The organism is Amycolatopsis sp. cmx-4-83, assembly GCF_046548815.1.
Lineage (GTDB): Bacteria > Actinomycetota > Actinomycetes > Mycobacteriales > Pseudonocardiaceae > Amycolatopsis > Amycolatopsis pretoriensis_A.
In genome coordinates, this window is the sequence record NZ_JAEBEF010000004.1 from 202,250 (window position 1) to 226,728 (window position 24,479).

Consider the following 24,479-nt stretch of genomic DNA (forward strand, 5'->3'; position numbering starts at 1 on the left):
AGTCTACTTCGGACGGAGAAGGTCATGTCCTTGCGCACATCCGCCTTCGGCCGGCTGCTGGCCGTGGGCCTGCTGGCGGCCGGGCTCGCCCCGGCCCCGGCGGTGGCGGCCGCCGCACCGCAGATCGACGAGCTGAACCGCGGGGTGATCAGCGTCCACGGCGCGGCGGGCAACCGGGTCGGCTGGCGGCTGCTCGCCGGCGACCCGGCCGGTGTGTCGTTCGCCGTCTACCGCGACGGCACCCGGGTGACCACGACCCCGGCCGGTGGTCCGACCGGCTACCTGGACGCCGGGGCGCCCGCGGGGGCGAAGTACACCGTGCACGCGGTGGTCGACGGCGTGGAGCGGATGTCGGCGTTCGCCGCGGAGGAGTCGCTGACGCTCGACAGCACGGCCGCGGCGAGCACCCGTGACGTGCCGATCCAGGTCCCGGCCGGCGGCACGACGCCGTCGGGCGAGAGCTACACCTACAGCGCGAACGACGCCAGCGTCGGCGATCTGGACGGCGACGGGCAGTACGAGTTCGTCGTCAAGTGGGATCCCGGCAACGCCAAGGACAACTCGCAGTCCGGCTACACCGGCAACGTCTACGTCGACGCCTACCGGCTGGACGGCACGCGCCTGTGGCGGATCGACCTCGGCCGCAACATCCGCGCGGGCGCGCACTACACGCAGTTCCAGGTCTTCGACTACGACGGCGACGGCAAGGCCGAAGTCGCGATGAAGACCGCGGACGGCACGCGCTCGGGCACCGGCCAGGTCATCGGCAACGCGAGCGCGGACTACCGCAACTCCAGCGGGTACGTGCTGTCCGGCCCGGAGTTCCTGACCGTCTTCAACGGCCAGACGGGCGCGGCGGCGGCCACGGTGAACTACGACCCGCCGCGCGGCACGGTGTCGTCGTGGGGCGACAGCTACGGCAACCGCGTCGACCGCTTCCTGGCCGGCACGGCGTACCTCGACGGCTCGCGCCCGAGCCTGATCATGAGCCGCGGCTACTACACGCGCACGGTGATCGCGGCCTGGGACTTCCGCGGTGGCGCGCTGACCGAGCGCTGGAAGTTCGACTCGAACACGGCCGGCTCGCAGTACACCGGCCAGGGCAACCACCAGCTGGCGATCGCCGACGTCGACGCGGACGGCCGTGACGAGATCGTCTTCGGCGCCATGGCGATCAACGACAACGGCAGTCCACTGTGGAACACCCGGCTCGGCCACGGCGACGCGATGCACGTCGGCGACCTGATCCCGGGCCGGCCGGGGCTGGAAGAGTTCAAAGTGGACGAAGACACGTCGAAGCCGGGCGCCTGGATGGCCGACGCGAAGACCGGGCAGATCCTGTGGCAGTTGCCGTGCGGCTGCGACAACGGCCGCGGGGTGTCGGACGACATCTGGGCGGGCAGCCCGGGTGCGGAGTCCTGGTCGTCCGGGGTGGCGGGGCTGCTGAACACGAGCGGCCAGAACATCGGGCGCAAGCCGTCGTCGGCCAACTTCGTCGTCTGGTGGGACGGCGACGCCCAGCGCGAACTGCTGGACGGCACGCACATCGACAAGTACGGCACCGGCGCGGACACGCGCCTGCTGACGGCGTCGGGCGTGCACGCCAACAACGGCACGAAGAACACGCCCGCGGTGCAGGCGGACCTGTTCGGGGACTGGCGCGAGGAGGTCGTCTGGGCGACGTCGGACAACCGGGCCCTGCGGATCTATTCGACGACCGACCCGACGAGCATCTCGCACGTGTCGCTGATGCAGGACCGGCAGTACCGGGAAGCCGTGGCGTGGCAGAACACCGCGTACAACCAGCCGCCGCACCCGAGCGTCAATCCAGCGTGACGGGCGCCGAGCTTTCGAAGCGGTAACCGACCCCGCGTACGGTGGTGATCGGATCGAGGTGCGGCTCGAGCTTCGCCCGCAGCTTGCGGACGTGCACGTCGACGGTCCGGTCGTTCCCGTCCTGCCGCGGCCACAACGCGCTCTTGAGCGCGGTGCGGGTGAAGACGCGGTCGGGGTGGGCGCGCAGGTAGTGCAGCAGATCGAATTCGAGGCGGGTCAGCTCGAGCGGGCGACCCAGCAGGATCGCCCGCCTCGAGCCGGCTTCGATCCGCAGGAGCGGATCGGGAACGGCCCGCAGGTGCCGCCGCGAGCTGACGACGTCGACACTCGCGACGCCGTCGAGCGCACTGGCCAGCCGAGCGGCGACGGTGGCGGCGTCGACGGCCCGGCCGACGAGGTCGATCCGAATCCCCACGTGCAGAACCTCGGCGTCGGCTCGCCGTTCCGGCAGGATCTTCATGCGGACAGATTGTCGAGGTCCGACCGGGGGAAGGGTAGTGCGCCCGGCTGGTGAAACGACTTGCTTCCCGCCGGGCCGGCCGCGGGGCAGGATGGCCACCGTGGTGGAGATCAGCTTCCTGACCGAGTCCGACCGCGCCGCCTGGGAAGTGCTGGCCCGCGGGAAGGACACCTACTTCGCCGTCGACCGCGCGGCCGCCGACTACGACCGGACCTGGCGGCGCCTGCTCGACGACGACCGGATCCGCGGCATCGCCGCCCGCCTCGACGGCCGGGTCGTCGGCATCGCGCACTACCTCTTCCACGCCAGCGTCTGGTACTCCGGCAAGTGCTACCTGGCCGACTTGTTCGTGGATCCCGCGGTCCGGCGCCAGGGCGTCGCGACCGCGGTGCTCGGCTGGGTGGCGCGCGACGCCGAGGAGCAGGGCTACCCGGGTCTCTACTGGAACACCCTCGAAGACGCCCCGGCCCGCGCGCTCTACGACCGGGTCGGCCGGCTGCACGAAGGGCTCATCCACTACGGCTACCGCCGCGGGCCGGGCTGATTCCCAGCATGTGGGTGCAGTCCGCCGGACTGGTTAGAGTCCGGGCGTGACCTCGACGATCCGCGCCGCCGCGCTCGTGCTGATGGCCGTCGTCGTGCTCGCCGGGTGCCGCCACGATCCGCCCGCCGCACCGGGAAAGCGGTGGCCCGTCGTCGCCGAGGCGGCCGAGCCGAGCCGGGGTCAGTCGAGTCCGAGGTGATCGCGCAGGGTTGTGCCGGTGTAGTCGGTGCGGAACGAGCCGCGCTCTTGTAGCAGTGGGACGACTGTGTCGGCGAATTCGTCCAGGCCGCCCGGGGTGACGTGCGGGACGAGGATGAACCCGTCGCTCGCGTCGGCTTGCACGGGGGAATGGGTGGGCTGAGGCGGCCGAGCCGAGCCGGGGTCAGTCGAGTCCGAGGTGATCGCGCAGGGTCGTGCCCGTGTACTCGGTGCGGAACGAGCCGCGCTCTTGTAGCAGTGGGACGACTGTGTCGGCGAATTCGTCCAGGCCGCCCGGGGTGACGTGCGGTACGAGGATGAACCCGTCGCTCGCGTCGGCCTGCACCAGCTCATCGATCGCGTCGGCGACCGTCGACGGCGAGCCGATGAACGTCTGGCGGGCCGTGACTTCGATGATCAGCTCGCGGATCGACAGGTTCTTCGCCTCCGCCAGCTGCCGCCACTCCCGTGCCGTCGCCAGCGGGTCGCGGTACATCCGGACGCTCGCGCGGCCGCGGGCGATCGTGTGGTCGCCGAGGACCGGGTCGGACTCCGGCAGCGGGCCGTCCGGGTCGTACGAGCTGAGGTCGGTGTTCCACAGCTGCTCGAGGAACTTGATCGCGGTCTGCCCGCTGACCTGCTGCCGCCGGACGACGTGGGCGCGCTCGTGGGCGTCCGCGTCGGTGTCGCCGAGGACGAACGTCGCCGCCGGCAGGATCACCAGCTGCTCTGGCGTCCGGCCGTACTTCGCCAGCCTGCCCTTGACGTCGGAGTAGAACGCCTGCCCCGCTTCGAGCGTGCCGTAGCGGCTGAAGATCGCGTCGGCGGTCGCCGCGGCGAACTCGCGGCCCTCCTCGGAATCGCCGGCCTGGATGATCACCGGACGGCCCTGGGGGCTGCGCGGCACCGGGAACCGGCCCTCGATGTCGAAGTGCGCGTCGTGGTGGGCGAACGCGCCCGCCGACGGGTCAAGCAGGAACACCCCGGTTCCGGCGTCGGCGGCGACCTCGTCACCGCGCCAGGAGTCGAACAGCTCCCACGCCGTGCGCAGGAACGTCTCCGCGCGCTCGTAGCGCTGGTCCTGCGGCAGGAAGCCGCCGCGGCGGAAGTTCTCGCCGGTGAAGGCGTCCCACGACGTGACGACGTTCCAGGCCGCGCGCCCGGCCGAGAGGTGGTCCAGCGACGCGAACTGCCGGGCCACCTCGAACGGCTCGTTGAACGTCGAGTTGATCGTCCCGGCCAGCCCCAGCCGCTCGGTGACCGCCGCCAGCGCCGACAGCACGGTGAACGTGTCCGGGCGGCCGACGACGTCGAGGTCGTAGATCTCCCCGTTCTGCTCGCGCAGCCGCAGGCCCTCGGCCAGGAAGAAGAAGTCGAACTTCGCGCGCTCGGCGGTCTGCGCGAGCTTGACGAACGAGCTGAACTCGATGTGGCTGCCGGCCGCGGGGTCGCTCCACACGGTCGTGTTGTTGACGCCGGGGAAGTGCGCCGCGAGGTGGATCTGCTTGCGGGTCATCTCGGTCCTCCTCAGACGGCGGCGTAGCGGTTGGCCGGGCGGGCGAGGCCGAGCAGCCCGCGCAGGGTGCTCGCCTCGTACCCGGTGCGGAAGGCCCCGCGGCCCCGCAGCTCGGGTACCAGTCCCCGGGTGATGGCGGTCAGGTCGTGCGGCACCGCGCCCGGCCGCAGCCGGAAGCCGGACAGCCCGGCCGCCTGCCAGTCGAGCAGGAGGTCGGCGAGCCCGGCCGGGGTCCCGGTGAAGACGTGCGCGTCGGAGGTGTACCGGGCGCCGGACAGCTCGTCGAGCCGCGCCTTGCGGTCCGCGGCCGCCTGCTCGGTCTCGCCGAGGAACACGACGACGTCGCCGAAGACGTGCAGCGTTTCGGCACCGCGCCCGGCGAGCTCCTGCTCGTCCCGCACCTCGGCGACGATCGACGCGGCCCGCGCGCGGTCGGACGGCGTCACGTAGACGACGTCGGCGGAGCGGGCGGCGAGCCGGTAGGGAACGGCGGCGTGGGCCAGCGCGGTGACCGGCGGCTGGCCCTGCGGCGGCCGAGGCGTGATCGACGGGCCCTTGACCGAGAACCAGCGGCCCTCGAAGTCGATGTAGTGCAGCTTCCCGCGGTCGACGAACCGGCCGGTGGCGACGTCGCGGATCTCGGCGTCGTCCTCCCAGCTGTCCCACAGCCGGCGCAGCACCTCGACGTAGTCCGCGGCCTCGTCGAACAGGTCGCGCAGCGGGCTCGGCTTGCCCGGCTCCGCGGAGTCCTCGAGCCGGAACTCGCCGAACTCGCGGCGCCCGAAGTGCCGGTTGTCCTCGGCGCGCCCGGCGACCTGCACGCGGACGCCCGCGCGGCCGGTGCTGACGTAGTCGAGCGTGGCGATCGCCTTGGACAGGTGGAACGGCTCGGTGTGGGTGACGACGGCGGTCGGCACCAGCCCGATGTGCGAGGTCAGCGGCGCGACGCGGGCGGCGATCAGCACCGCGTCGAGCCGTCCCTGGACGATGCCGTCCCGCTCGCCCGGCCGGTCGAGCGGGTGCACGGTCTGCAGGGCCAGCGAGTCTTCGAGGGTGACGAAGTCCAGCAGGCCGGCCTCGGCTTCGCGGACGACGTCGGTCCAGTAGCCCGCGGTGAGCAGCTCACCGGGCCGCGCGCCGGCTTCCCGCCAGGCGGCGGGGTGCCACCCGGCCCCATCCAGCGCGACGGCGATCCGTGGTCCTGTCATCCCCGCGTCCCTTCTCTCGGCCCGTCCCCGCAGTGTGCGCCGGTTGCCGCGGGACGGGCCGGAGTGGCCAGTGGCTGGGACGAGCCGGGTGCGCCGGAATAAACCGCGGGTCAGCCGACTTCGTTCAGCTTCCCGGTGGCGACGTCGAAGACGAACCCGCGCACCGAGTCCTTCTTGGGGACGAACGGGCTGCCCTTGATCCGCGCGATCGACTGGCGGACGTCTTCGTCGAGGTCGGAGAACGCTTCCGCGGCCCACGCGGGCTTGACGCCGACGTCCTGCTGGATGGACTTCTTGAAGTCGTCGTCGGTGAAGGTGAGCATGCCGCAGTCGGTGTGGTGGATGAGGATGATCTCCTCCGTGCCGAGCAGCCGCTGGCTGATGGCGAGCGAGCGGATCTCGTCCTCGGTGACGACGCCGCCGGCGTTGCGGATCACGTGCGCCTCGCCTTCCTGCAGCCCGAGCACGCCGTAGACGTTGATCCGGGCGTCCATGCAGGCGAGCACGGCGACGTGCTTGGCGGGCGGCAGCGGCAGCGGCCCGGCGAAGCGCGCGGCGTATTCGGCGTTGTTGGCGAGCAGCTCGTCGGTGACCGACATGGTGGTCCCTTCCGCGTGGGTGTGGTGGGCCGAGTGGACGCGTCGCGTGCACCCGTGCGCAACCGTGCCCACCACCTGGACTGTCCACTGTGGATTCCGGTTCCGCTCCGTGGACGTCCTGGCCGGGCGGTCGCGCCGCCGCCGACAATGCCCCGCATGACGAGCGAAGAAACGGCGTACGACCGGACCCGCCTGGCCCAGTGGCGGGACGGGGAGGCACGCCTGCCGGGGCTGAGCCGGCGCGACCTGCTGTGGCTGACCGCGGCCGGTGGTCTCGCGCTGGCCGCGGGCACGGCCACGCCGGGGGTGGCCGCCGCGGAACCGGGACCGATCGTGAAACCGCTGCCGCCCGAGCTGTTCGACGTCCACGGAACCAACGCCGAGATGCGCTGGGAGTCGATGCGCGGCCAGGGCTACCTGACGCCGGTCGACCGGTTCTTCGTCCGCGACCACACCTCCACGCCCCTGCTGGACGCCGCCGGCTGGCGGCTGAAGCTGTTCGGCTCGGGCCTGCGTGGCGCGCCGACGGCCGGGGCGCCGATCGAGCTGTCGTACCGCGACCTGCGCGCGCTGCCGTCGGAGACGATCACCGCGTTCGTCGAGTGCACCGGCAACGGCCGCGGGTTCTTCACCAGCCAGCAGGGGCAGACGGTCAGCGGGACGGCGTGGAAGCTGGGCGCGGTCGGCGTGGCGCGCTGGCGCGGCGTCCGGCTCGCGACGGTGCTCGCGCGGGCCGGGCTGACCCGCGACGCCGTCGACGTCCTGCCGGAAGGGCTCGACCCCGACTACACCGCGGCGGGGGTGAACCTCGGCAAGGTGCGGCGGCCGCTGCCGGTGGGCAAGGCACTGCAGGACACCCTGCTGGCCTACGAGATGAACGGCCGGCCGCTGCCGCCCGATCACGGTTTCCCGGTGCGGCTCGTGGTGCCGTCGTGGGCCGGGATCGCGTCGATCAAGTGGCTCGGCCGGATCGAGGTCTCGGCGACGCCGCTGGTGTCGCCGTGGAACACGCAGTTCTACCGGCTGCTGGGCCCGGACTACCCGCCCGAGGGCACGCTCGTCACCGAACAGGTGGTGAAGAGCGCGTTCGAGCTCCCGTGGGACGCGACGCTCGCGGCCGGGCAGCGGCAGGTGCTGCGCGGCCGGTCCTGGTCGGGCCACGGCCGGATCCGGCGGGTCGAGGTGAGCACGGACGGCGTCACGTGGGCGCCCGCCAAGCCGATCAGCCCGGCACTCGACCGCGGCTGGCTGCAGTGGGAGTTCCCGTGGCGGCCCCGCACGGCCGGGTCGTACACCCTGCGGGCGCGCGCCACGGACGTCACCGGCACCCGGCAGCCGGACGTCTCGCCGTACAACACGCAGGGGTACCTGTTCGGCGCGGTCGTCCGGCACCCGGTGACGGTGGCCTGACCAGGGCGTGGTTGGTCGCGGTGAACTGACGGAGAAGGCGTGGGCCCTGGAAACCGCGGATGAGCGGCTGCGGTTGTGGACCAAAGACGGCAGTTCCGTGACCTGGCCACCCGCTATGCCGAACGTGCCGCCTACTACCAGGCCGAACTCACCATCGCCGCCATCGTCCTCCGGCTCCGATGACTTACAGGACAGCTCTTAGGGCAGCCCGAGGTGCTCCCGCAGCGTCGTGCCCTCGTATTCGGTGCGGTAGACGCCGCGGTCCTGCAGCTCGGGCACCAGCCGGCCGACGATCTCGTCGAGGGTGGCCGGGAGCAGGTGCGGGCTGATGGTGAAGCCGTCGACCGCGCGGGCGCGGACGTAGTGCGCCCACTCGTCGGCCACCTGTCCCGGGGTGCCCACGAACCCGTGCTGCCGCGGCTGCACCCCGAGGACCAGCTGGTGGATCGACAGCTGCTTCGCCTCGGCCAGCTCGCGCCAGCGCCGGATCCGGTCGAGCTTGCCGGTCCGGTCCTCGATCGAAACGGTGCCGCGGGAGGGGTCAAGCTCGCCGTCGACCGGTTCGACGGCCGGGAGCGGGCCGTGCGGGTCGTGGTCCGACAGGTCCCGGCCCCAGTACTGCTCGAGGAACGCGAGCGCGCGCTGGGGCGTGATCTGCCGTCGCCGGACGTCCTCGGCGCGTTCGGCCGCGTCGGCCGGGGTGTCGCCGAGCACGACGGTCGCGCCGGGCAGGATCCGGACGGCGTCGGCGGGGCGGCCGTGCCGGGCGAGCCGGGCGCGCAGGTCCTCGGCGTAGGCGAGCGCCTTGCCGAACTCGGTGTTGGCGGAGAAGACGACGTCGGCGTACTTCGCCGCCAGTTCCCGGCCGCCGCCGGAATCCCCGGCCTGGAACAGCACCGGCCGGCCCTGGGGGCTGCGCGGCACGGCCGGGGTGGTTCGCACGCCGATGAGGTCGGTGTGGCGCGCGACCGGCCCGGTCCCGGACCAGAGCGCGAGCGCCGCCTCGACGAACTGCTCCGCACGCTCGTAGCGGCGTTCGTGCGGGAGCCAGCCGCCGCGGCGGAAATTGGCGCCGGTCCAGGCGTTGTCGGTGGTGACGATGTTCCAGCCGGCCCGGCCGCCGGACAGGAAGTCCAGGGAAGCCAGCCGCCGGGCGAGGTCGGCGGGGAAGTTGTACGTCGTGTTCTGCGTGGCGACCAGCCCGATCCGGCTCGTCGCCGCGGCGAGCGCGCTCAGCTGGGTGATCGCGTCCGGGCGGCCGGCGATGTCGAGGGCGTGGACGCGGCCGCGGTTTTCCCGCACCCGCAGGCCTTCGCCGAGGAAGAAGGCGTCGAACAGCCCGCGTTCGAGCGTCCGGGCGACCGCCACGGCGGTGTCGATCTCGGTGTGCGGCGCGTTCGACGGGTCGTCCCAGAGGAACTGCGGGCCGACACCGGGGTAGAACACGCTGAGGTGCAGCCGCGCGCTCACGCGAACAGGCTTTCCGGGCGGCGGAGCCCGAGCGACGACCGCAGCGTCGTCCCGGGTTCGGGCGGGATCAGCAGTCCTTCGCCGCGCAGGGCGGGCAGGACTTCGCCGATCAGCACCGGCAAGTCGGTGGCGGGCACGCCGGGGCGCAGGTGCACGCCGTCGACGCTGGTGGCGAGCCAGCCGAGCAGTTCGGCCAGCCCGGCCGCGGATCCGGTGTAGCGCAAGCGATCGCCGCGCGGCCACGGACCGTCGGGCGCATCCGGGCCGAGGAGGACTTCCAGCTCGGCGAAGACGAGGGGAGCCCCGGCGGCGCGGGCCCGCACGGCTCGGGTGCGCACGTCGCCGAGCCCGGCGCCGCCGACGAGGACGACGTCCGGGCGCGCGGCTTCGGCGAGGTCGTCGGCCGCGACGACGACCGGACGGCCCTGCGGTGGCCGCGGGGTGATGAGCGGGCCCTTGACGGAGAACCGTTCGCCGGTGAAGTCGACGTGGTGCACCTTGGCCGGGTCGAGGTACCGGCCGGTGGCGGTGTCCTTCACGACGGCGTCGTCGTCCCAGGAGTCCCACAGGCGGCGCACGACTTCGACGACGTCGGTCACTTCCCGGTGCAGCGCGGCGGGATCCAGCCGGGTGCCGCCGATCGTGGCGAGTGCTTCGGCGGATCCGTCGGCGGCGACCACCCAGGCGGCGCGGCCGTGCGAGGCGTGGTCCAGGCTCGCCAGCTGCGCGGCGAGGTGGAACGGTTCGGCCGTCGTCACGTTCGCCGTCGCCGCGAGCCCGAGCCGGTCGGTCAGCGTCGAGACGTACGCCGCGCGCGTGGTCGCTTCGAGCCGGAACCCGTCGCGGGGTGGCACCGGCGAGTCGGGGAACGTCACGAAGGTGAACCCGGCGGTCTCGGCGCGCGAGACGGCTTCGGCCCACGCTTGCGGTGCCGGCGGATCCGGCGCGGTGTCGAGCTCCACCGCGACGTGCAGGCTGCGAGAAGTCATGCCACCACCAGTATCCGCCGTGCCGCCCGGGCGCATGCGCGTTCAGGATGTGGAACCCGCGGCCGGTTCGTTGACCGGGCTCGGCCGAGCTTCTTAAAGTCTGAGCGTCCACTGATTTTCCTTCCACTTTCCGGGAAACAGGTACCCCCATGCCCGAATCCGTCTGGGTGGCCCAGTCCGATCCGCGGGTCCGGCCACTGCTCGCCGATCTGGCCCGCGAATACTCCGCCCGTTACCACCGCGTGCTCACCGACGTCCACTTCGAACTCCGCGAATACCCGGCCGAGCGCTTCGCCGCCCCGGACGGCGGATTGCTGTTGCTGGTGGCGGACGGGCACGCCGTCGCCGGCGGCGCTTTCCAGCACTACGAAGGCGAAACCGCCGAGCTCAAGCGGATCTGGACGCACCGGGCGCACCGCGGCCGCGGGCACGCCCGGCGCGTGGTCGCCGAGCTGGAGGCCGAAGCCGGGCGCCGCGGGTACTCGCGGATCCACCTGACCACCGGCCCGAACCAGCCCGAGGCACGCGGGCTCTACCTGGCCACCGGGTACACGCCGCACTTCGACGTCGACGTCGTGCCGACCACCCGGTTGCCGTTCTCGAAAGCGCTTCCCGCGCCGGTGGCCGCGGGATGACCAGCGACGTCGGGACCCGGCCCGCACCCTCGGCGGCACCGGAAGAATCGCTGAAGATCGTGCCCGCGCGGCACCCGGCGACGTGGGTGGCGGCCGTCGTCGTGGCGGTGCTCGTCGCGATGGCGGGCCACGCGCTGGTCACCAACCGGGCGTTCGACTGGCCGACGTTCGCCCGGTTCGTCTTCCAGAAATCGATCCTGGAAGCCGTCGCGCTGACGCTGGAGCTGACGTTGTTCGGTGTGGTGGCGGGATTCCTGCTCGGCACCGTGCTCGCGTTGATGCGCATTTCCCGGAACCCGTTGCTGCGCGGGGTGAGCTGGACCTACACGTGGATCTTCCGGTCCGTGCCGCTGATCCTGCAGCTGCTGTTCTGGTACAACCTCGCGATCCTGTACAACGAGATCTCGTTCGGCGTCCCGTTCGGGCCGTCGTTCTTCTCGGTCGGCACGATGAGCCTGATCCCGCCGTTCCTCGCCGCGGGACTTGGCCTCGCCCTGCACCAAGGCGCGTACGCCGCGGAAATCGTCCGCGCCGGGTTCCTTTCGGTGGACGCGGGACAGCGCGAAGCCGCGGCGGCGCTGGGCATCCCGGCGGGCCGGCAGTTCCGCCGGATCGTGCTTCCCCAGGCGTTGCGTACGATCGTGCCCACCGCGGCGAACGAGATCATCGGTCTGCTGAAGGCGACTTCGCAGGTCTACGTGATGGCGTTGCCCGAGCTGTTCTACCAGGTCCAGGTGATCTACACGCGCAGCGGCCGGGTGATCCCGCTGCTGCTCGTCGCGACCGCCTGGTACCTCGCGCTGACCACCGTGCTGTCGGTCGGGCAGTACTACGTCGAACGACGGCTGGGGCGTGGGGCGTGACCGGGGAATTCATGGTGGACGTCCGGGGCGTGCACAAGAGCTTCGGCGCGCTGAGCGTGCTCGAGGGCGTCGACCTCCGGGTGCGCCACGGGGAAGTGACCGTGCTGCTCGGGCCGTCCGGGTCCGGGAAGTCGACGCTGCTGCGGCTGATCAACCACCTCGAACGCGCCGACCGCGGCTTCATCAGCGTCGGCGGCGAGCTGATGGGGTACCGGCGCGCCGGCGACCGGCTGCACGAGCTCAAGGAACGCGAAATCCTCAAGCAGCGCACGAAGATCGGCTTCGTGTTCCAGAACTTCAACCTGTTCGGGCACCTGACCGTGCTCGAAAACGTCGTCGAGGCCCCGGTTTCCGCGCAACGCCGCCCGCGTGCCGACGCCGAGGCCAGAGCGCGGGAGCTGCTCGCCCGGGTCGGTCTCGCGGAGAAGGCGGCCGAATACCCGCGCCGGCTGTCCGGCGGGCAGCAGCAGCGCGTCGCGATCGCGCGGGCGCTGGCCCTCGAACCGGACGTGCTGCTCTTCGACGAACCGACGTCCGCTCTCGACCCCGAACTGGTCGGCGAAGTGCTCGCGGTCATCCGGGACCTGGCGAAGGCGGGCACCACGATGGTCGTCGTCACGCACGAGCTGGGTTTCGCGCGCGAAGTCGCCGACACCGTCGTCTTCCTCGACCAAGGCCGGGTGGTCGAACAGGGCCCGCCCGCCGAAGTCCTCGACCACCCCCGCCACGCCCGGACCCGGGCCTTCGTCGACAAAGTCCTTTGAGGAGAGTCATGAGAAAGCTCGTGCTGGCTTCGGTGCTGCTGCTCGCCGCGTGCGGCACCCCCGAAGCGGCCACCACCGCCGCGCCCTCGGGTGGGGTCAACATCACCGCCGACCAGCACCGCGTCCGCGCGGAGCAGGTCGCCGCGATCGCCGCGCTCGTGCCGCCGGAGGTCCGGAACCGCGGCACCCTGGTCGTCGGCACGACCGGCAACGGCACCCCGCCGCTGTCCTTCCGCGCCGACGACGACAAGACGGTCATCGGCGTCGAACCGGACCTGGCCCAGCTGGTCGCCGACGTGCTCGGGCTGAAGCTCGACCTGCGGGCGTCGTCGTGGGAAAACCTGTTCCTGTCGGTGGACAACCGCCAGTTCGACGCGGGGTTCTCTAACATCACGGTGACCGAGGAGCGCAAGGACAAGTACGACTTCGCCACCTACCGCAAGGACACGATCGCCTTCGAAGTCCGCGGTGAGAAGACCTTCGAAGTCCGGGAACCGAAGGACATCGCGGGGTTGACGGTCGGGGTGAGCGCGGGCACGAACCAGGAGCAGATCCTGCTGCGCTGGGACCAGCAGAACAAGGCGGCCGGGCTGCCGGCGGTGAAGTTCCAGTACTACCAGGCGACTTCGGACTACTACCTGGCGCTGCAGTCGGGCCGCATCGACGTGTACGCGGGCCCCAACCCGACGTCGGCCTACCACGTGGCGGTGGAGGGCAAGACGAAGATCGTCGGCACCGTCTCGGGCGGCGGCACGATCCCGGCCGACATCGCGGCGATGACCAAAAAGGACAACGGGCTGGTGAAACCGCTGCGGCAGGCGCTGGACTCCGTGATCCGGAACGGGAAGTACGCGGAGGTGCTGAAGCGGTGGAACCTGACGTCGGAGGCCCTGCCGACGTCGGAGGTCAACCCGCAGGGCCTGCCACGCAAGTGAAGCGCTCAGCGGTGCGTTTCCATCGCGTCCTCCTTCCCCGTCGTGCTTCCGACGGTAGGAAGGGGAGTGGGGGTGGAAGCCGGCCGTCGCAGTGAAAAACCGGCCGGCAACAACCCTTGACAACGGGGTGCGGCCGAACGGGCCCGGCGCGTTCAGCGGATGCGGCGGGCCCGTTCGCGGCAATTCTGCAACGCCACTGGCCCCGCGCGGGCTCCCGGGTGTTCGCTGGAGCGGGAGGGCGTGCGATGCGGAAGGTGAACGCGGGACGGCGGATCGGCTGGCTGCTGCGGACGAACCGCGTGCTCGGCGCCCGGCCACGCTACCGCCGCCTCGCGGCCTTCGCCGCGGATTTCGACGCCGACGGCGTGACGCCCTCGGTGTCCATCAGCACCCTGTCCCGCTGGGAGAACCGCGTCACGACCGTGCCGGGCGCGGCGGTGCGGCGCTACGAACAGCTGCTCGACCTGCGTCCCGGCCTGCTCGCCGCGGTCAACGACACGGTCGCGCGGTACCTCACGCCACCGACCCAGGCCGTCCCGCCGTGGGCCCGGCACCGGCGGCCGAACCCGGGCGCGCCGCTCGACGAGCTGGTCGACCTGGCCGTCACCGATGCCGTCCTCGGCAGCGAGGAATGGGACCGCCTGACCGAGCTCCTCGCCTGCCGGCCGCAGCTGATCCTGAGCCCCGCGTCGACGTGGGACCGGCTCTCGGAGCGGCTGCTCACCGAGATGTGCATCGCGGACGGCGTTTCGTGGATGCGCCGGGCCGAGGCGTTCCACCGGCTCATCGTGCACCCGGTCGGCCAGCGGGCGGCGATGACCACGGCCGCCGCCGCGGCGGCCGACACCTCCGCGCAGAGCCTGATCGGCACCCTCGGCGTCTTCAGCGCGAGCGCCCACCCCGACGCGAGCTCGTCGGTCGTCCGGCACCTCACCGACCCGCTGACCGACCGGACGTTCTACGGAGCCCTGCTGACCAGCGTCAAGAAACTGCGGTTCGGGCACTTCGACGACCGCCAGACGGCGGCCCTGCTGCCGATCCTGTGCGCGCTCGTGGCGGCGGGCGGCGGCGAGCGGACGTCCCTGGCGGCCCGGTTGCTGCAGCTGTTGCCCCGCGAGCTGCAGGCGAAGGTCCCGAGCCGGGTGTGGGCCGCGGCGACGGCGGCGCTGTGGCCGGCGGCGGCCCCGGTCGCGGAACGGCTGTCCGCCGAGACCCTGGAAGCGATCGAGGAGCCGCCCGCCGACCCGCTGCTGGCCGTGTTCGTCGACGAAATGCTGCACGACCCGGTGTTCGACGTCCGGCTCTGCACGATGTTCCTGCTCTACGCGACGCCGTATCGCGCGCCGTTGGCGCACGCGCTGGCCGGCGAACTGGTCACCACCCTCCGGCGGCGCGGCCGCCCCGACTGGGTCCAGCGGCTCCTCGACGCACTGCGCATCCTCGGCGGCGCGGAGGAACGACGGCTGATCGAAGCGATGGTGCTGTCCGAACACCTCGGACCCGCGGTGCGCGATTCCGCCGCGTACGCACTGGGCCACGTGGGCGGCGCGAGCCCCGACGACTTCTACCGCCGGGCGTTCGCGTTGCACGCGCGCCACGAGGAGAGCGCGCACTCGACGTCGGTGCTGGACCGGCTGGTGTACTGCATGGGGATCACCGACCGCCGCGCCCTGCTCGGCGAAGTGGTCACCCGCCCGGAACTCCCGGCCCGCATCCGCACGGCGGCGACGTGGTGGACCGGGCTGCCGGCGTACATCCGGGAGAGCGCGGCGCTCTAGCCCGGCTCACTTGTCCGTGTCCGTGTCCGTGTCCGTGTCCGTGTCTGGGTCCGTGTCCGGCTCCGGGTCGGTAGGGAGTCCGCCACTCGGCTGGTCGTTGATGAACGGGTCGCGCTCGATCCATTTCTTCCCTTCCGCCGCGATGCCTTCCAAGATGTGCAACGTGTGGGAGAATCCGGCGGCGTCCCGGCCCATCCTCGCCAGCGATCGGGGATCGTTCTGCCCCGGCGCTGCCTTGTCCGCTGCCGCGGCCGGGTCGGTGACCCGGATGTTCCGCGACGGGCCGTTCATGAGGGTCAATTCGAGTGTGGAGCTGAGGTCGTCAGGGGTGGCGACGTGGACGGAGGAAACCGCGTCGAAGCGGTAGTTGTTGCGCTCTTGGCCGTTGCGTTTGGCGTGCTCGAAGTCCATTTCGACGCTGACTTCGCGCACGCCTTCCTGGGTGATCAGGAAGATCCGGATGTCGTACTTCGAGTACCGCCAAGGACCGAACGGGTCACGCGCTCGCTTGTAGTCGCGGCCGGGGGCTTGCAGGAACGCGTGGGTGAGGACGTCCCGCCAGGCGAGCCGGTAGTGCTTCAGCGTTTCGTCGAGCACCATGATCTTGTCCGCCGTGAGCCACTTCTCCATCTGGGTCTCGTTAGGTCGGGTCGATTTCAGTTTCCGCACCCAGCGGTCGTATTCGGCCTGCCGGTCGCTCATCGTCTTGTCGTGGTCCAGCTCGCCCTCTTTGATCCGACGGCGTTCTTGGAGGATGTGCGACCAGCCCGCGCCGGCGACCCAGACGCCGACCACGGCCACGAAGGTCGCCGCCGCGTTGGGCAGGATCGCCACCCGCAGGGCCGCCGAAACGACGTAAGCGGAAAGACCCACGAAAGCGATTCCGGACACCACGCAGCGGGCTTTCATCGCCGCGGTGACCCGGTACCGGTCACGGTATCGGTGCAGTGTTCCCGCGGCCCAGCGGGCGACCGTGTCCCTGGTCAGGTAGCGGATGAGCCAGTTGACGCGGCCGGCGGTGAACAGCTTCTCGCGGTAGAGTTCGACGACCTCATCGCGCAGTGCGGCGCGGAAGCCTTTGGTATCGTTCAGCCACTTCTTCAGTTTCACGTCTTCGGGCCGGTACTTGACGAAGTAGCGGTCGAACGATTCGTCGACGTCGTGGGCGAAGATCGAGTCCAGTCCCGGGTCGGAGCCCCGCCTGCTGCGATGCCGGCGTTCTTCGGCCGAGAGCCGTTCTCGCCGGTATCCCCAATCAACGCCGTGCTTGGCCACGACGTAGGCCGCGGCGGTGGCGAGCAAGCAGGCGAAGATCGGCAGGGGCCGGGAAGCCAGGATCGTCGTTTTGACCAAGTACCCGATGGCGGGTCCGCTCGCCAGTGTGCCGATGGCGGCACGGGCGCGGTCCGCCAGCGTGGTGGTGCTCGGAGCCGGACCGCGAGCTCGCGGCGGGATGGGGTCGGGCTGGAAGTAGGCCCAGACGGATTTCTGTCGCTTGTCGGCGAACCGCATCCTCTCCGCGTTCTGCCTGGTATCGGCCCAGAAGGTGTCCCTGAGGCTGCCGGTCAGGACGAGGTCGAGGTGGCGCACGATCATCTCGCGGTGGTCGGCGGGCAGCTTCTCCAGTTCTTTGAGGGCATGACCGGGGTCGCTGCCGGTCTTGCTGAAGTACTCGAGGAACTCGCACACGGCGTTCAGTGACTGCGTCCAGTCGTCGACCGGCAAGTTCGCGCAGGTGATCGGCATGGTGGCCAGCTGCTTGCGCTCGTCGGGGGTCAAGTCGCGGTAGGAGCGTTTGCTGAGCATGGCGAGCACCCAGTGGAACTCGACTTCGGCGCTGTCGTAGCCGCGTGCCTTCGCTTCCTGGATCAGCCGGCGTGCCTCGGACGGTACGCCGTCCCGGAGGTAGGCAAGGCCTACTCGGTACTTCTCTTCCGGCGAAGCGTCCTGGTGCAGCTGGTAGACAGTCGAGTTGTGGACTTCGTTGGCCTGGATGCCGACCTGCGAACCGGTAGCGGTGTTCTCCGTCTTCGGTTTTTCATCGGTCACGACAATCCTTTCGCCGCCACTATGAGGGCCGCGATCTTCGCGGCGGGTCCGGCGAGGTCCCCGAGAAGCCCGCCGAGCCGCTTGAGCGCCAGCACGAACTTCTGCTTACCCTCGCGAGTGGTGGCCCCGAGTGCTTCGTCGGCGATGTCGAGCTCGCTGCGGGCTGCCTGGTAAGTGGCGTCGTCGAGCCGGCCGCTGGAGTGCTCCCGTGTGACATCGGCTCGTAGTGCGGCCAATTCGGTGCCGAAGTCGGTCGGGCCATCCCCGCGCCGGGTGATGTTCTGGTGAACGGTGCTGCCGGTGACGGTGTGGGCCTGGATCCCGACCGGACCGGTCGTGACGTTCCGGACCGTGCCGCGGTCGTCCGAAGTGGTGTTGTCGTCCATCGCGATGAGCTCCTGTTCCTTGATCAGTTCGACGGCGAGCCGAACGGCGAACGCGGCCGCGTTCGCCGCCGCCGTGGGTTGCCACTTCCGGTCTGCCTCGGTGGTCTTGCTGCCATCGGCCGGATCGCTGATACCGCGCACGATCGCGATGGGCGCGCCGTTCAGGTGGCCGGCCTGTGCTACGCCCGCGGCTTCCATCTCGACCGCCAGAGCGTCGTTGAAGTGCTCGCGGATCCAGCGCCGTTCCGCGGACGAGCGTGAATTGTGGACGACCTCGCCGGCCGCGATGGCACCGAAGTGGACCTCGGTGCCGGGCGGAACGTCCCGGGCCCAGTGGCCCGTCCGCGCCACGTGCTGCGCGACCTGGCTCACCCCGTGCGCGGTCTCCCAGACCCGCGGCCGGGCTTTGAGCCCGTCGTCTTCGCTGGTGGCGCCGTGGTAGGCGTAGACGTGGGTCGCGACCACGACGTCGCCCAGCGGCGTGTCCCACAACGCCCCGGCGAGACCGACGAAGACGAGCGCCACCGGGGAGAAGTGCTGTATCGCGCGTTCGGCGAGGACCGCGGCGGGCTGAGTTCCCTTGCCGGTGAGGCCGAGCGCGACCCGGCAGGAGGTGCCCCGGATCGTCCCGACTTCGAACCGGGTGCCCCGGCTGTGCTTGAGCACTTCCGTGCCGGTCAGCCGCTCGCGGACTGCTTTGTACTCTTGGTTCAAGGCGGTGAGCATCACCACCAGGTCGTCGGTCATGTGTTCCCCTTCGTCGTGGTTGCCGCTACAGGCCGGACGAGTGGCGGGTGGAGCGTGGTCCGGTCACCGGCCTTGAACAGGCGGGCCGGTCGGCCCCGGCCGATCCGGCGCTCGGCGCCGACGGGCACGATGAAGTCGTTCACCGCCTGGACTTTCCGGTAGAAGTTGCGCAGATCGAGATCCACGCCCCACACCGCTTCGTAGACCTGCTGCAGCTCGTTGATGGTGAAAGTGCTGGCGCAGAACGCGGTGGCGAGAGCGGACGACTCGAGTTTCGAGCGTGCTCGTTCCAGCCCGTCGTCGAGGATGTCCCGGTGGTCGAACGCGAGCTCGGACCGTCCGGCGAGGATCTCGGCCACCGGTGTCCAGGAAGCGCGTGCGGCGTCGGTCCCCGCGAGCGGTTCCGGAAGGCCCGGAGCGATGGCGAGGTAGGCGACGGAGACGACTCGCCCCCTGGGGTCGCGGTCCGGGGCGCCGTAGGCGCCCAGCTGCTCCAGGTGCAGCCGCGACGCGTCGAGGTCGGCCTCCTCGCGAAGCTCTCGGTGGGCGGCGGCGAGCACGTCTTCCCGGTCGTGTTCGAGAAAGCCGCCCGGAAGGGCGAGCGAGCCGCGGAAAGGACTGACTCCGCGTTCGATCAGGAGCACGTGGAGGGCCGACTCGCGCAGCGTGAAGATCACCAGGTCGACGGCGAGCAGCACGGGCGGAGGGGTCCAATCTTCGTCAGTCATGCGATCGACCGTAATTTACTGTCATGTCGACAGTAAAGATGCGTTCGGCGTAACGCTGCGTGGCAGCCGGAGTCCGTACTGCAAATATAGTTTTAACTTTGACTACCTGTCGTGGCCGCGTTAGGCTGCGCCCCGTGCAGGACGTGACCGCCGCCGAGCTGGACTTCTGGTCCTTCGTGGCGCTGGCCAACCGGCGGCTGGCCGAGGAGTACGGCTTCCGGCACCAGCTCGCCACCGAGGTGCTGCTGACCCTCAACCGCGCCTCCGACCTGGTCACCTACGACCTCGAAGCCGCCGTGCACCGGCCGCGCGGGCGGTCGTGGTCGGCCTTCCGGCTGCTCTTCGTGGTCTGGCTGGCCGGCCCGCTGGAGCCGAAGAGCGCCGCCCGGCTGACCGGGATGAGCCGCGCGGCCGTGTCGAACCTCGCCAAGGTGCTGGTCGCGGACGGGCTGCTCGACCGCACCCCGGACGAGCACGACGGCCGCTCGGTCCGGCTCTCGCTGACCGACGCGGGCCACGACGAGATGGTTTCGGTGTTCCAGGAGCACAACGAGCGCGAGTTCGGCTGGACGGACGCGCTCACCGAGACCGAGCAGCGCATCCTCGTGATGCTGCTCGGGAAGCTGATCACCAGCCGCGCCGGCTTCGACGCGCGCAGCCGTAGTTAGTAAAGGTGTGAACCAAGTTGGCTGAGGAGGCGCCCACCGTGATCCCCGCACTGTTCACCGGCTTGTGCGACGACGCCGCGGTGTTCCCGCCCGGCCTGGCGCCGCTGCCGGACGCCGTAGTTGCACACGACGGGTACTCGACGGCCTGGTACGCCGACCTGGTCGGCCCGCTGGTGGTCGCCGCCCCGGCGCTCGGCGAGCTGGCCGGCGTCCTCGGCGCCCGCGAGACGCCGTTGCCGCTCGCGGTGACGCTGCCCGGCGGCCCCGCGCAGCTGCCCGGCGTGCTGGCCGCCGTCCCCGCGCTGCCCGTCGACCTCCAGGCGCTCGAGATCGCGGTGCCGGACGGCATGGGCCCGGCCGAGGTGCTCGACGCGGTGTCCGCCGCGACCGCACCGGTGTACGTCGAGATCCCGCGCGACGACCGGCGCGTGCCGCTGCTGCGGGCGCTCGCGGGCACGGGCCACCGGGCGAAGTTCCGGACCGGCGGCGTCCGCGCCGAGCTCTACCCCGGCGACGCCGAACTGGCGGCGGCGATCCGGGCCGCCGTCGACGCGGGCGTCCCGTTCAAGGCGACGGCCGGCCTGCACCACGCGCTGCGCAACACGGACCCGGAAACCGGCTTCGAGCAGCACGGCTTCCTCAACCTGCTGCTCGCGGCCGCCGACCCGGACCACGCCGAGGCCCGCCTCGCCGAGCGCGACGGCCGGGCGGTCGCCGCGCTGGTGCGCGACCTGCCCGCCGGCGTCCGCGCGCGGTTCACTTCGTTCGGCACGTGCAGCATCACCGACCCCCTGACCGAACTGGCCGAGCTCGGCCTGCTGCCCCGAGGAGAGGCATGACCACGATCGCGATCCCGGCGGATTCCCCCTTCGGGACCGGCAACCTCCCGTACGGCGTGTTCTCGCCCGCCGGCGGCACCCCGCGCGTCGGCGTCCGCGTCGGCGACTCGGTGCTCGACCTGGCCCGCGCACTGGGCGACGACGTGTTCGACGCGCCGACGCTGAACCCGTTCATGGCGCAGGGCCACGACCGCTGGGTGGCGGTCCGCGCGCAGCTGACGTCGCTGGTGACCGGCGAGGTCCCGGACGACGCCGTGCACGCGCTCGCCGACGTCACGATGCACCTGCCGATCGAGGTCGCGGACTACGTCGACTTCTACGCGTCGGAGCACCACGCGTCGAACGTCGGCCGCCTGTTCCGCCCGGACGCGGAACCGTTGCTGCCCAACTGGAAGCACCTCCCGGTCGGCTACCACGGCCGCGCGGGCACGGTCCTGGTCTCGGGCACGGACATCGTCCGCCCCAGCGGCCAGCGCAAAGCCGACCCGGCGCCGGTCTTCGGGCCGAGCACCCGCCTGGACATCGAGGCGGAACTGGGTTTCGTGGTGGGCACGGGAACGCCGTTGAACACCCCGATCTCCCCGGACGACTTCCCCCGCCACGTGTTCGGCGCGGTGCTGCTCAACGACTGGTCCGCGCGGGACATCCAGGCGTGGGAGTACGTCCCGCTGGGCCCGAACCTCGGCAAGAGCTTCGCGACTTCGATCTCGGCGTGGGTGGTCCCGCTGCTGGCTTTGGAAGCCGCGCGCGTGCCCTTGCCGGGCCAGGACCCGGAGCCGCTGCCGTACCTGCGGGAGAGCTCGCCGTGGGGCTTGGACGTCGAGCTGGTGGTGGAGTGGAACGGCGAGGAGGTCAGCCGCCCGCCGTACCGCGAGATGTACTGGTCACCGGCCCAGATGCTGGCCCACCTGACGGTGAACGGCGCGTCGTCCCGCACGGGTGACCTGTACGGCTCGGGCACGATTTCCGGCCCGGAGAAGCACCAGCGAGGGGCGTTCCTGGAGCTGAGCTGGGGCGGCGCGGAACCGTTGACGGTGAAGGGCGAGCAGCGGTCGTTCCTGCAGGACGGCGACGAAGTGGTGATCACGGCAACGGCCCCGGGAGCGGACGGCACGCGCCTCGCGTTCGGCGAGGTGCGCGGCCGCATCCTCCCGGCGGGGGAGTGAGTCAGCGGGCTTCGGCCAGCCGGCTTTTGGGGCAGCAAAGCCCATCCCCTGTCGTGAGCTGTGCGAATGCCTCGAGCCACGGCCCCCGCCCTCGTCCGGCGTGGGGGCCGACGGCGGGCAGTGCCGAACGGGCCCGGCTCATTCGAAGAACTTCAGGCTCCACCCCGTGTCGGTGTTCGCGCCCGGGACGCTCGCCCGCCGGTAGGTCGTCGACCCCCACCAGCAGAACGTTCCCGTGTACCAGTACCGGTTCGCCCACGAATACGGCGTCCCCTTGGCGACCGCGTGGTACATCAACGGGAACTTGGGCCCGGCAGGCGGGCTCGTCGCAATATCGCCGTTCAGCAGGACGAAGCTGTTGTGCCCCGGCCCGTTGACGTACAACGTCGGGTCCCAGCCCGCCATCATCGTGGCCCGGTTCGAGCCGAACAGGCAGCCGTTGGACTTGTACCAGTCCCACACGTACGTCGGGTCGCCGCCGGCGCGCAGGCGCAGCTCCGCGATGCAGTACTGGTCGCTCCAGCTCCCGTTGGCCGAATAGACGATGTGCAGCTGCCCGTTCGGGTCCTTGATCGCCTCGGGGGCCTCGTTGATGTACGGGTTGCCGACGACCCGCTCCCAGCTCTCCCGCGGCTGCGAGATCACGTACCGCGCGCCGGACGGCGTCGTCGGGGTGCTCATGCGGGCGATGTACAGGTTCTGCTCGACGTTCGTGTCGCCGGCCCAGCCCGACCAGACGAACCACCGCTGGCCGCCGAAGGTGAACATCGTGCCGTCGATCGCCCACTTGCCGTCGGGGAGCGCGAGCTGCGTTTCCGCCGTGTAACCGCTGTCGGCGACGGCCGAGCTGATCACGTACATCCGGTGCGCCGCCCCGGTTCCGGCCGTGAAGTAGACGTAGAACCGGCCGCCGTCGGTGACGATCTCCGGGGCCCACACCTCGCCGAGCCCGCGGCTGTCCGACCAGATCCGCCGCGCGGGCGCGCTCGCCAGCCCGTCGGTGGACGCGGCCTGCCGCACCACGATCCCGCCACCGGACGACTGGACGGCGACGTAGGTCGACCCGACCCGCAGCACGCTGGGATCGGCCGCGCGCAGAGCGGTCTGCCCGGCCTCCGCGGTCCCGGTGGTCACTGCGGCGAGGAGGGCGAAAACGAGAACGAGGCGGCGGAACACGACGACCACATCCCTCGGTCGATCCAGACGGGGGAACTGAAGGATCACCCGCGACCGGCCGCGTCCGGTAGAGCTTGCTCGATCAAGGTGGCACCAGATTGGTCTGAACCGGTGAGCTGAGATCATGGTCACGCCCGCCCCTCGCCCCCACGGAGGACCCCGATGACCACGCCGGCTCGCGACGCACTGGTGGCCGTGGCCACGCTTCTGGCCCCGGACACCCCCGAGGTCCCCGCCCGGGCGGCGGCCGCCCTCGACGACCCCGCCGCGTACGTGCGGGAGCACGCCGACCGCCTCGACGACCGCGGCATCGACGAGCCCTTCGACGGCCTCCCGTGGATCGCCCTGGTCGACGCCCTCGCCGACCACGGCCTGCTCGCCGAGGTCGACTGGAAGGAAGCCGCCGACGAGATCACCGCCCAGCTGCGTGCCCTGCGCTCGGCCCCACCGGCCGATGAGCTGTGGACGTCTCTGGCGGCGAGCGAACTCCCGACGTACGACTTCCTCGAGACGGCGGGGAACCGGCTGCGCGAGACGGGAACGGCGCTCGCGGTCCTGGACATCGAGTCGGACTGCTACCCGCTCGTCCTCCTGCCGGCGACCGACGCGGAGAAGCTGACGACTTCCTCTACCGCAGCCGGCTTCACAGCGGAGGTGCTGGGCGGGTAGCTCAGAACAACGTCGCCGGCTCGATCGGTTCCGGCTCCGGAAGCGCCTCGAGATCGGGCACCAGCGCTCGTACGTCGTCGTGGAAGCGGCGGGCCAGTGCCGGGGCCTCGTCGTTGTCCGGGGTGTGCACGAAGACCGTCGGTGTCCGGCCCTCGCGCAGCCAGCCGGCGACCACCTCGGTCCACGGCTGCCAGCCCGCGACCGTCTCCTCCACCGAGTCCCGGCCCAGGTAGCGGACGACCGGCTGGTCGGTCAGGGCCCGCGTTCGCCGCGGTAGCCGCGGTTTCTTGCCCCACGCCTCCTGCTCGGCCTCGCTGATCGGCGGGCTCGCGAAGAAGACGGTGGTGTCGAACGGCACCCACTCGGCCTCCGCGCCGGCGAGCGTCCCCTCCAGCAGCGACGTCGAGCGTGGGTCGGTGAAGAACTCGGGGTGGCGCACCTCCACCGCGCGCCGGAGATCGGCGGGGAGGCGGCGCAGGAAACGGGCGAGGGCGTCGACGTCCGCGGGGCCGAACGAGCCGGGCAGCTGGGTCCACAGGACCGCCCGCTGACCCAGGGGTTCGATCGCGTCCAGGAACGCCCGCATCTCGGTCTCGACCCCGGTGAACCGGCGCTCGTGCGTGACGACCTTGGGCACCTTGACCACGAACCGGAAGCCGGGGCCGGTCTGCTCCGCCCACGTCTCGGCGGTGCCGCGGGCCGGCGTCGCGTAGAACGTCGTGTTGCCTTCGACCGCGGTGCACCAGCCGGCGTAGGCCCGCAGGCGCTCCTTGGCCGGCAGCGACGGCGCCAGGAACCGCCCCGGCCACGCCTTGTGCGTCCACATCGCGCAGCCGACGTGCAGAC

24 protein-coding genes and 1 pseudogene are annotated in these 24,479 nt (G+C 71.3%); 13 read left to right on the forward strand and 12 right to left on the reverse strand.

Translation table 11 applies throughout. The features are described 5' to 3' along the window. Window positions 1-24 precede the first annotated feature (24 nt). On the forward strand, window positions 25-1,836 hold the full coding sequence (locus ACLJQM_RS13490; protein WP_410631460.1) for a rhamnogalacturonan lyase: 1,812 nt from the start codon (window positions 25-27) through the stop codon (window positions 1,834-1,836). Here the strand turns inward: ACLJQM_RS13490 and ACLJQM_RS13495 are convergent. Then, the gene (locus tag ACLJQM_RS13495) at window positions 1,823-2,296 is read right to left on the reverse strand and encodes a winged helix-turn-helix domain-containing protein (RefSeq protein ID WP_360773830.1); all 474 of its coding nucleotides are present in this window, start codon (window positions 2,294-2,296) and stop codon (window positions 1,823-1,825) included. The genes ACLJQM_RS13490 and ACLJQM_RS13495 overlap by 14 nt on opposite strands. A gap of 91 nt (window positions 2,297-2,387) precedes the next feature. On the opposite strand from ACLJQM_RS13495, the gene ACLJQM_RS13500 reads away from it, so the two are divergent. Together ACLJQM_RS13500 and ACLJQM_RS13505 are read left to right on the forward strand one after the other, a co-directional pair. Further along, the gene (locus ACLJQM_RS13500; protein ID WP_410631461.1) at window positions 2,388-2,840 is read left to right on the forward strand and encodes a GNAT family N-acetyltransferase; all 453 of its coding nucleotides are present in this window, start codon (window positions 2,388-2,390) and stop codon (window positions 2,838-2,840) included. A gap of 46 nt (window positions 2,841-2,886) precedes the next feature. Next, window positions 2,887-3,039 carry a hypothetical protein gene (locus ACLJQM_RS13505; RefSeq protein WP_360773836.1) on the forward strand — a complete coding sequence of 51 codons (153 nt, stop codon included), beginning with the start codon at window positions 2,887-2,889 and terminating at the stop codon, window positions 3,037-3,039. Here the strand turns inward: ACLJQM_RS13505 and ACLJQM_RS13510 are convergent. The 4 genes and pseudogenes from ACLJQM_RS13510 to ACLJQM_RS13525 form a co-directional block, all read right to left on the reverse strand. After that, a pseudogene (locus ACLJQM_RS13510) lies at window positions 3,021-3,182 on the reverse strand (F420-dependent methylene-tetrahydromethanopterin reductase); the annotation flags it as partial. The gene ACLJQM_RS13505 and the pseudogene ACLJQM_RS13510 sit on opposite strands and share 19 nt — an antisense overlap. 40 nt (window positions 3,183-3,222) lie before the next feature. Beyond that, entirely contained in the window at window positions 3,223-4,554 is a 1,332-nt protein-coding gene (locus tag ACLJQM_RS13515) for an NtaA/DmoA family FMN-dependent monooxygenase (RefSeq protein ID WP_410631462.1), read from the reverse strand. Between the two features lie 11 nt (window positions 4,555-4,565). Then, complete coding sequence (locus ACLJQM_RS13520; RefSeq protein WP_410631463.1) at window positions 4,566-5,762, reverse strand: LLM class flavin-dependent oxidoreductase; 1,197 nt, start codon at window positions 5,760-5,762, stop codon at window positions 4,566-4,568. Window positions 5,763-5,872: 110 nt separating this feature from the next. Next, on the reverse strand, window positions 5,873-6,361 hold the full coding sequence (locus tag ACLJQM_RS13525; RefSeq protein ID WP_360773845.1) for a beta-class carbonic anhydrase: 489 nt from the start codon (window positions 6,359-6,361) through the stop codon (window positions 5,873-5,875). A gap of 156 nt (window positions 6,362-6,517) precedes the next feature. Here ACLJQM_RS13525 and ACLJQM_RS13530 point away from each other — a divergent pair, with 156 nt between their 5' ends. Beyond that, a complete protein-coding gene (locus tag ACLJQM_RS13530) occupies window positions 6,518-7,771 on the forward strand; it encodes a sulfite oxidase (RefSeq protein WP_410631464.1) in 1,254 nt (417 codons plus the stop codon). A gap of 198 nt (window positions 7,772-7,969) precedes the next feature. Here the strand turns inward: ACLJQM_RS13530 and ACLJQM_RS13535 are convergent, their stop codons facing one another. Then, window positions 7,970-9,241, reverse strand: coding sequence for an LLM class flavin-dependent oxidoreductase (locus ACLJQM_RS13535; RefSeq protein WP_410631465.1), 1,272 nt, complete (start codon window positions 9,239-9,241; stop codon window positions 7,970-7,972). Next, entirely contained in the window at window positions 9,238-10,230 is a 993-nt protein-coding gene (locus tag ACLJQM_RS13540) for an LLM class flavin-dependent oxidoreductase (protein WP_410631466.1), read from the reverse strand. Before ACLJQM_RS13540 ends, ACLJQM_RS13535 begins: the two co-directional genes overlap by 4 nt. A gap of 149 nt (window positions 10,231-10,379) precedes the next feature. Here ACLJQM_RS13540 and ACLJQM_RS13545 point away from each other — a divergent pair, with 149 nt between their 5' ends. The 5 genes from ACLJQM_RS13545 (at window position 10,380) to ACLJQM_RS13565 (ending at window position 15,205) form a co-directional block, all read left to right on the forward strand. Then, window positions 10,380-10,865 carry a GNAT family N-acetyltransferase gene (locus tag ACLJQM_RS13545; RefSeq protein WP_410631467.1) on the forward strand — a complete coding sequence of 162 codons (486 nt, stop codon included), beginning with the start codon at window positions 10,380-10,382 and terminating at the stop codon, window positions 10,863-10,865. Further along, window positions 10,862-11,728, forward strand: a complete 867-nt coding sequence (locus tag ACLJQM_RS13550; RefSeq protein ID WP_410631468.1) for an amino acid ABC transporter permease — start codon at window positions 10,862-10,864, stop codon at window positions 11,726-11,728. The genes ACLJQM_RS13545 and ACLJQM_RS13550 overlap by 4 nt, the downstream gene beginning before the upstream one ends. A gap of 11 nt (window positions 11,729-11,739) precedes the next feature. After that, window positions 11,740-12,492, forward strand: a complete 753-nt coding sequence (locus ACLJQM_RS13555) for an amino acid ABC transporter ATP-binding protein (protein WP_410631809.1) — start codon at window positions 11,740-11,742, stop codon at window positions 12,490-12,492. An 8-nt stretch (window positions 12,493-12,500) separates the two neighbouring features. After that, complete coding sequence (locus ACLJQM_RS13560; protein WP_410631469.1) at window positions 12,501-13,427, forward strand: ABC transporter substrate-binding protein; 927 nt, start codon at window positions 12,501-12,503, stop codon at window positions 13,425-13,427. 245 nt (window positions 13,428-13,672) lie between these two features. Further along, entirely contained in the window at window positions 13,673-15,205 is a 1,533-nt protein-coding gene (locus ACLJQM_RS13565) for a hypothetical protein (protein ID WP_410631470.1), read from the forward strand. Between the two features lie 6 nt (window positions 15,206-15,211). Here the strand turns inward: ACLJQM_RS13565 and ACLJQM_RS13570 are convergent, their stop codons facing one another. From ACLJQM_RS13570 to ACLJQM_RS13580, 3 genes are all read right to left on the reverse strand, one after another. Further along, window positions 15,212-17,020 (reverse strand): hypothetical protein, encoded by a 1,809-nt coding sequence (locus ACLJQM_RS13570; RefSeq protein WP_410631471.1) that lies wholly within the window; start codon window positions 17,018-17,020, stop codon window positions 15,212-15,214. A 230-nt stretch (window positions 17,021-17,250) separates the two neighbouring features. Further along, the gene (locus ACLJQM_RS13575) at window positions 17,251-18,387 is read right to left on the reverse strand and encodes a purine phosphorylase (protein WP_410631472.1); all 1,137 of its coding nucleotides are present in this window, start codon (window positions 18,385-18,387) and stop codon (window positions 17,251-17,253) included. Next, on the reverse strand, window positions 18,384-19,115 hold the full coding sequence (locus tag ACLJQM_RS13580; RefSeq protein WP_410631473.1) for an NUDIX hydrolase: 732 nt from the start codon (window positions 19,113-19,115) through the stop codon (window positions 18,384-18,386). The genes ACLJQM_RS13575 and ACLJQM_RS13580 overlap by 4 nt, the downstream gene beginning before the upstream one ends. A gap of 134 nt (window positions 19,116-19,249) precedes the next feature. Between ACLJQM_RS13580 and ACLJQM_RS13585 the strand changes: the two genes are divergently transcribed. Genes ACLJQM_RS13585 through fahA form a run of 3 tightly spaced genes read left to right on the forward strand, consistent with a single transcriptional unit; the run spans window position 19,250 to window position 21,788 of the window. Further along, complete coding sequence (locus ACLJQM_RS13585; RefSeq protein WP_247019793.1) at window positions 19,250-19,783, forward strand: MarR family winged helix-turn-helix transcriptional regulator; 534 nt, start codon at window positions 19,250-19,252, stop codon at window positions 19,781-19,783. A gap of 38 nt (window positions 19,784-19,821) precedes the next feature. Continuing rightward, entirely contained in the window at window positions 19,822-20,622 is an 801-nt protein-coding gene (locus tag ACLJQM_RS13590; RefSeq protein ID WP_360773857.1) for a hypothetical protein, read from the forward strand. After that, window positions 20,619-21,788, forward strand: coding sequence for a fumarylacetoacetase (fahA, locus tag ACLJQM_RS13595; RefSeq protein ID WP_410631474.1), 1,170 nt, complete (start codon window positions 20,619-20,621; stop codon window positions 21,786-21,788). The genes ACLJQM_RS13590 and fahA overlap by 4 nt, the downstream gene beginning before the upstream one ends. 138 nt (window positions 21,789-21,926) lie before the next feature. Here fahA and ACLJQM_RS13600 read toward each other — a convergent pair whose 3' ends face one another. Next, entirely contained in the window at window positions 21,927-22,922 is a 996-nt protein-coding gene (locus ACLJQM_RS13600) for a glycoside hydrolase family 43 protein (RefSeq protein WP_410631475.1), read from the reverse strand. Between the two features lie 204 nt (window positions 22,923-23,126). On the opposite strand from ACLJQM_RS13600, the gene ACLJQM_RS13605 reads away from it, so the two are divergent. Then, complete coding sequence (locus ACLJQM_RS13605; protein WP_410631476.1) at window positions 23,127-23,633, forward strand: DUF6630 family protein; 507 nt, start codon at window positions 23,127-23,129, stop codon at window positions 23,631-23,633. A 1-nt stretch (window position 23,634) separates the two neighbouring features. Here the strand turns inward: ACLJQM_RS13605 and ACLJQM_RS13610 are convergent, their stop codons facing one another. Then, window positions 23,635-24,459 (reverse strand): DUF72 domain-containing protein, encoded by an 825-nt coding sequence (locus tag ACLJQM_RS13610; RefSeq protein WP_410631810.1) that lies wholly within the window; start codon window positions 24,457-24,459, stop codon window positions 23,635-23,637. Between the last annotated feature and the right edge of the window lie 20 nt (window positions 24,460-24,479).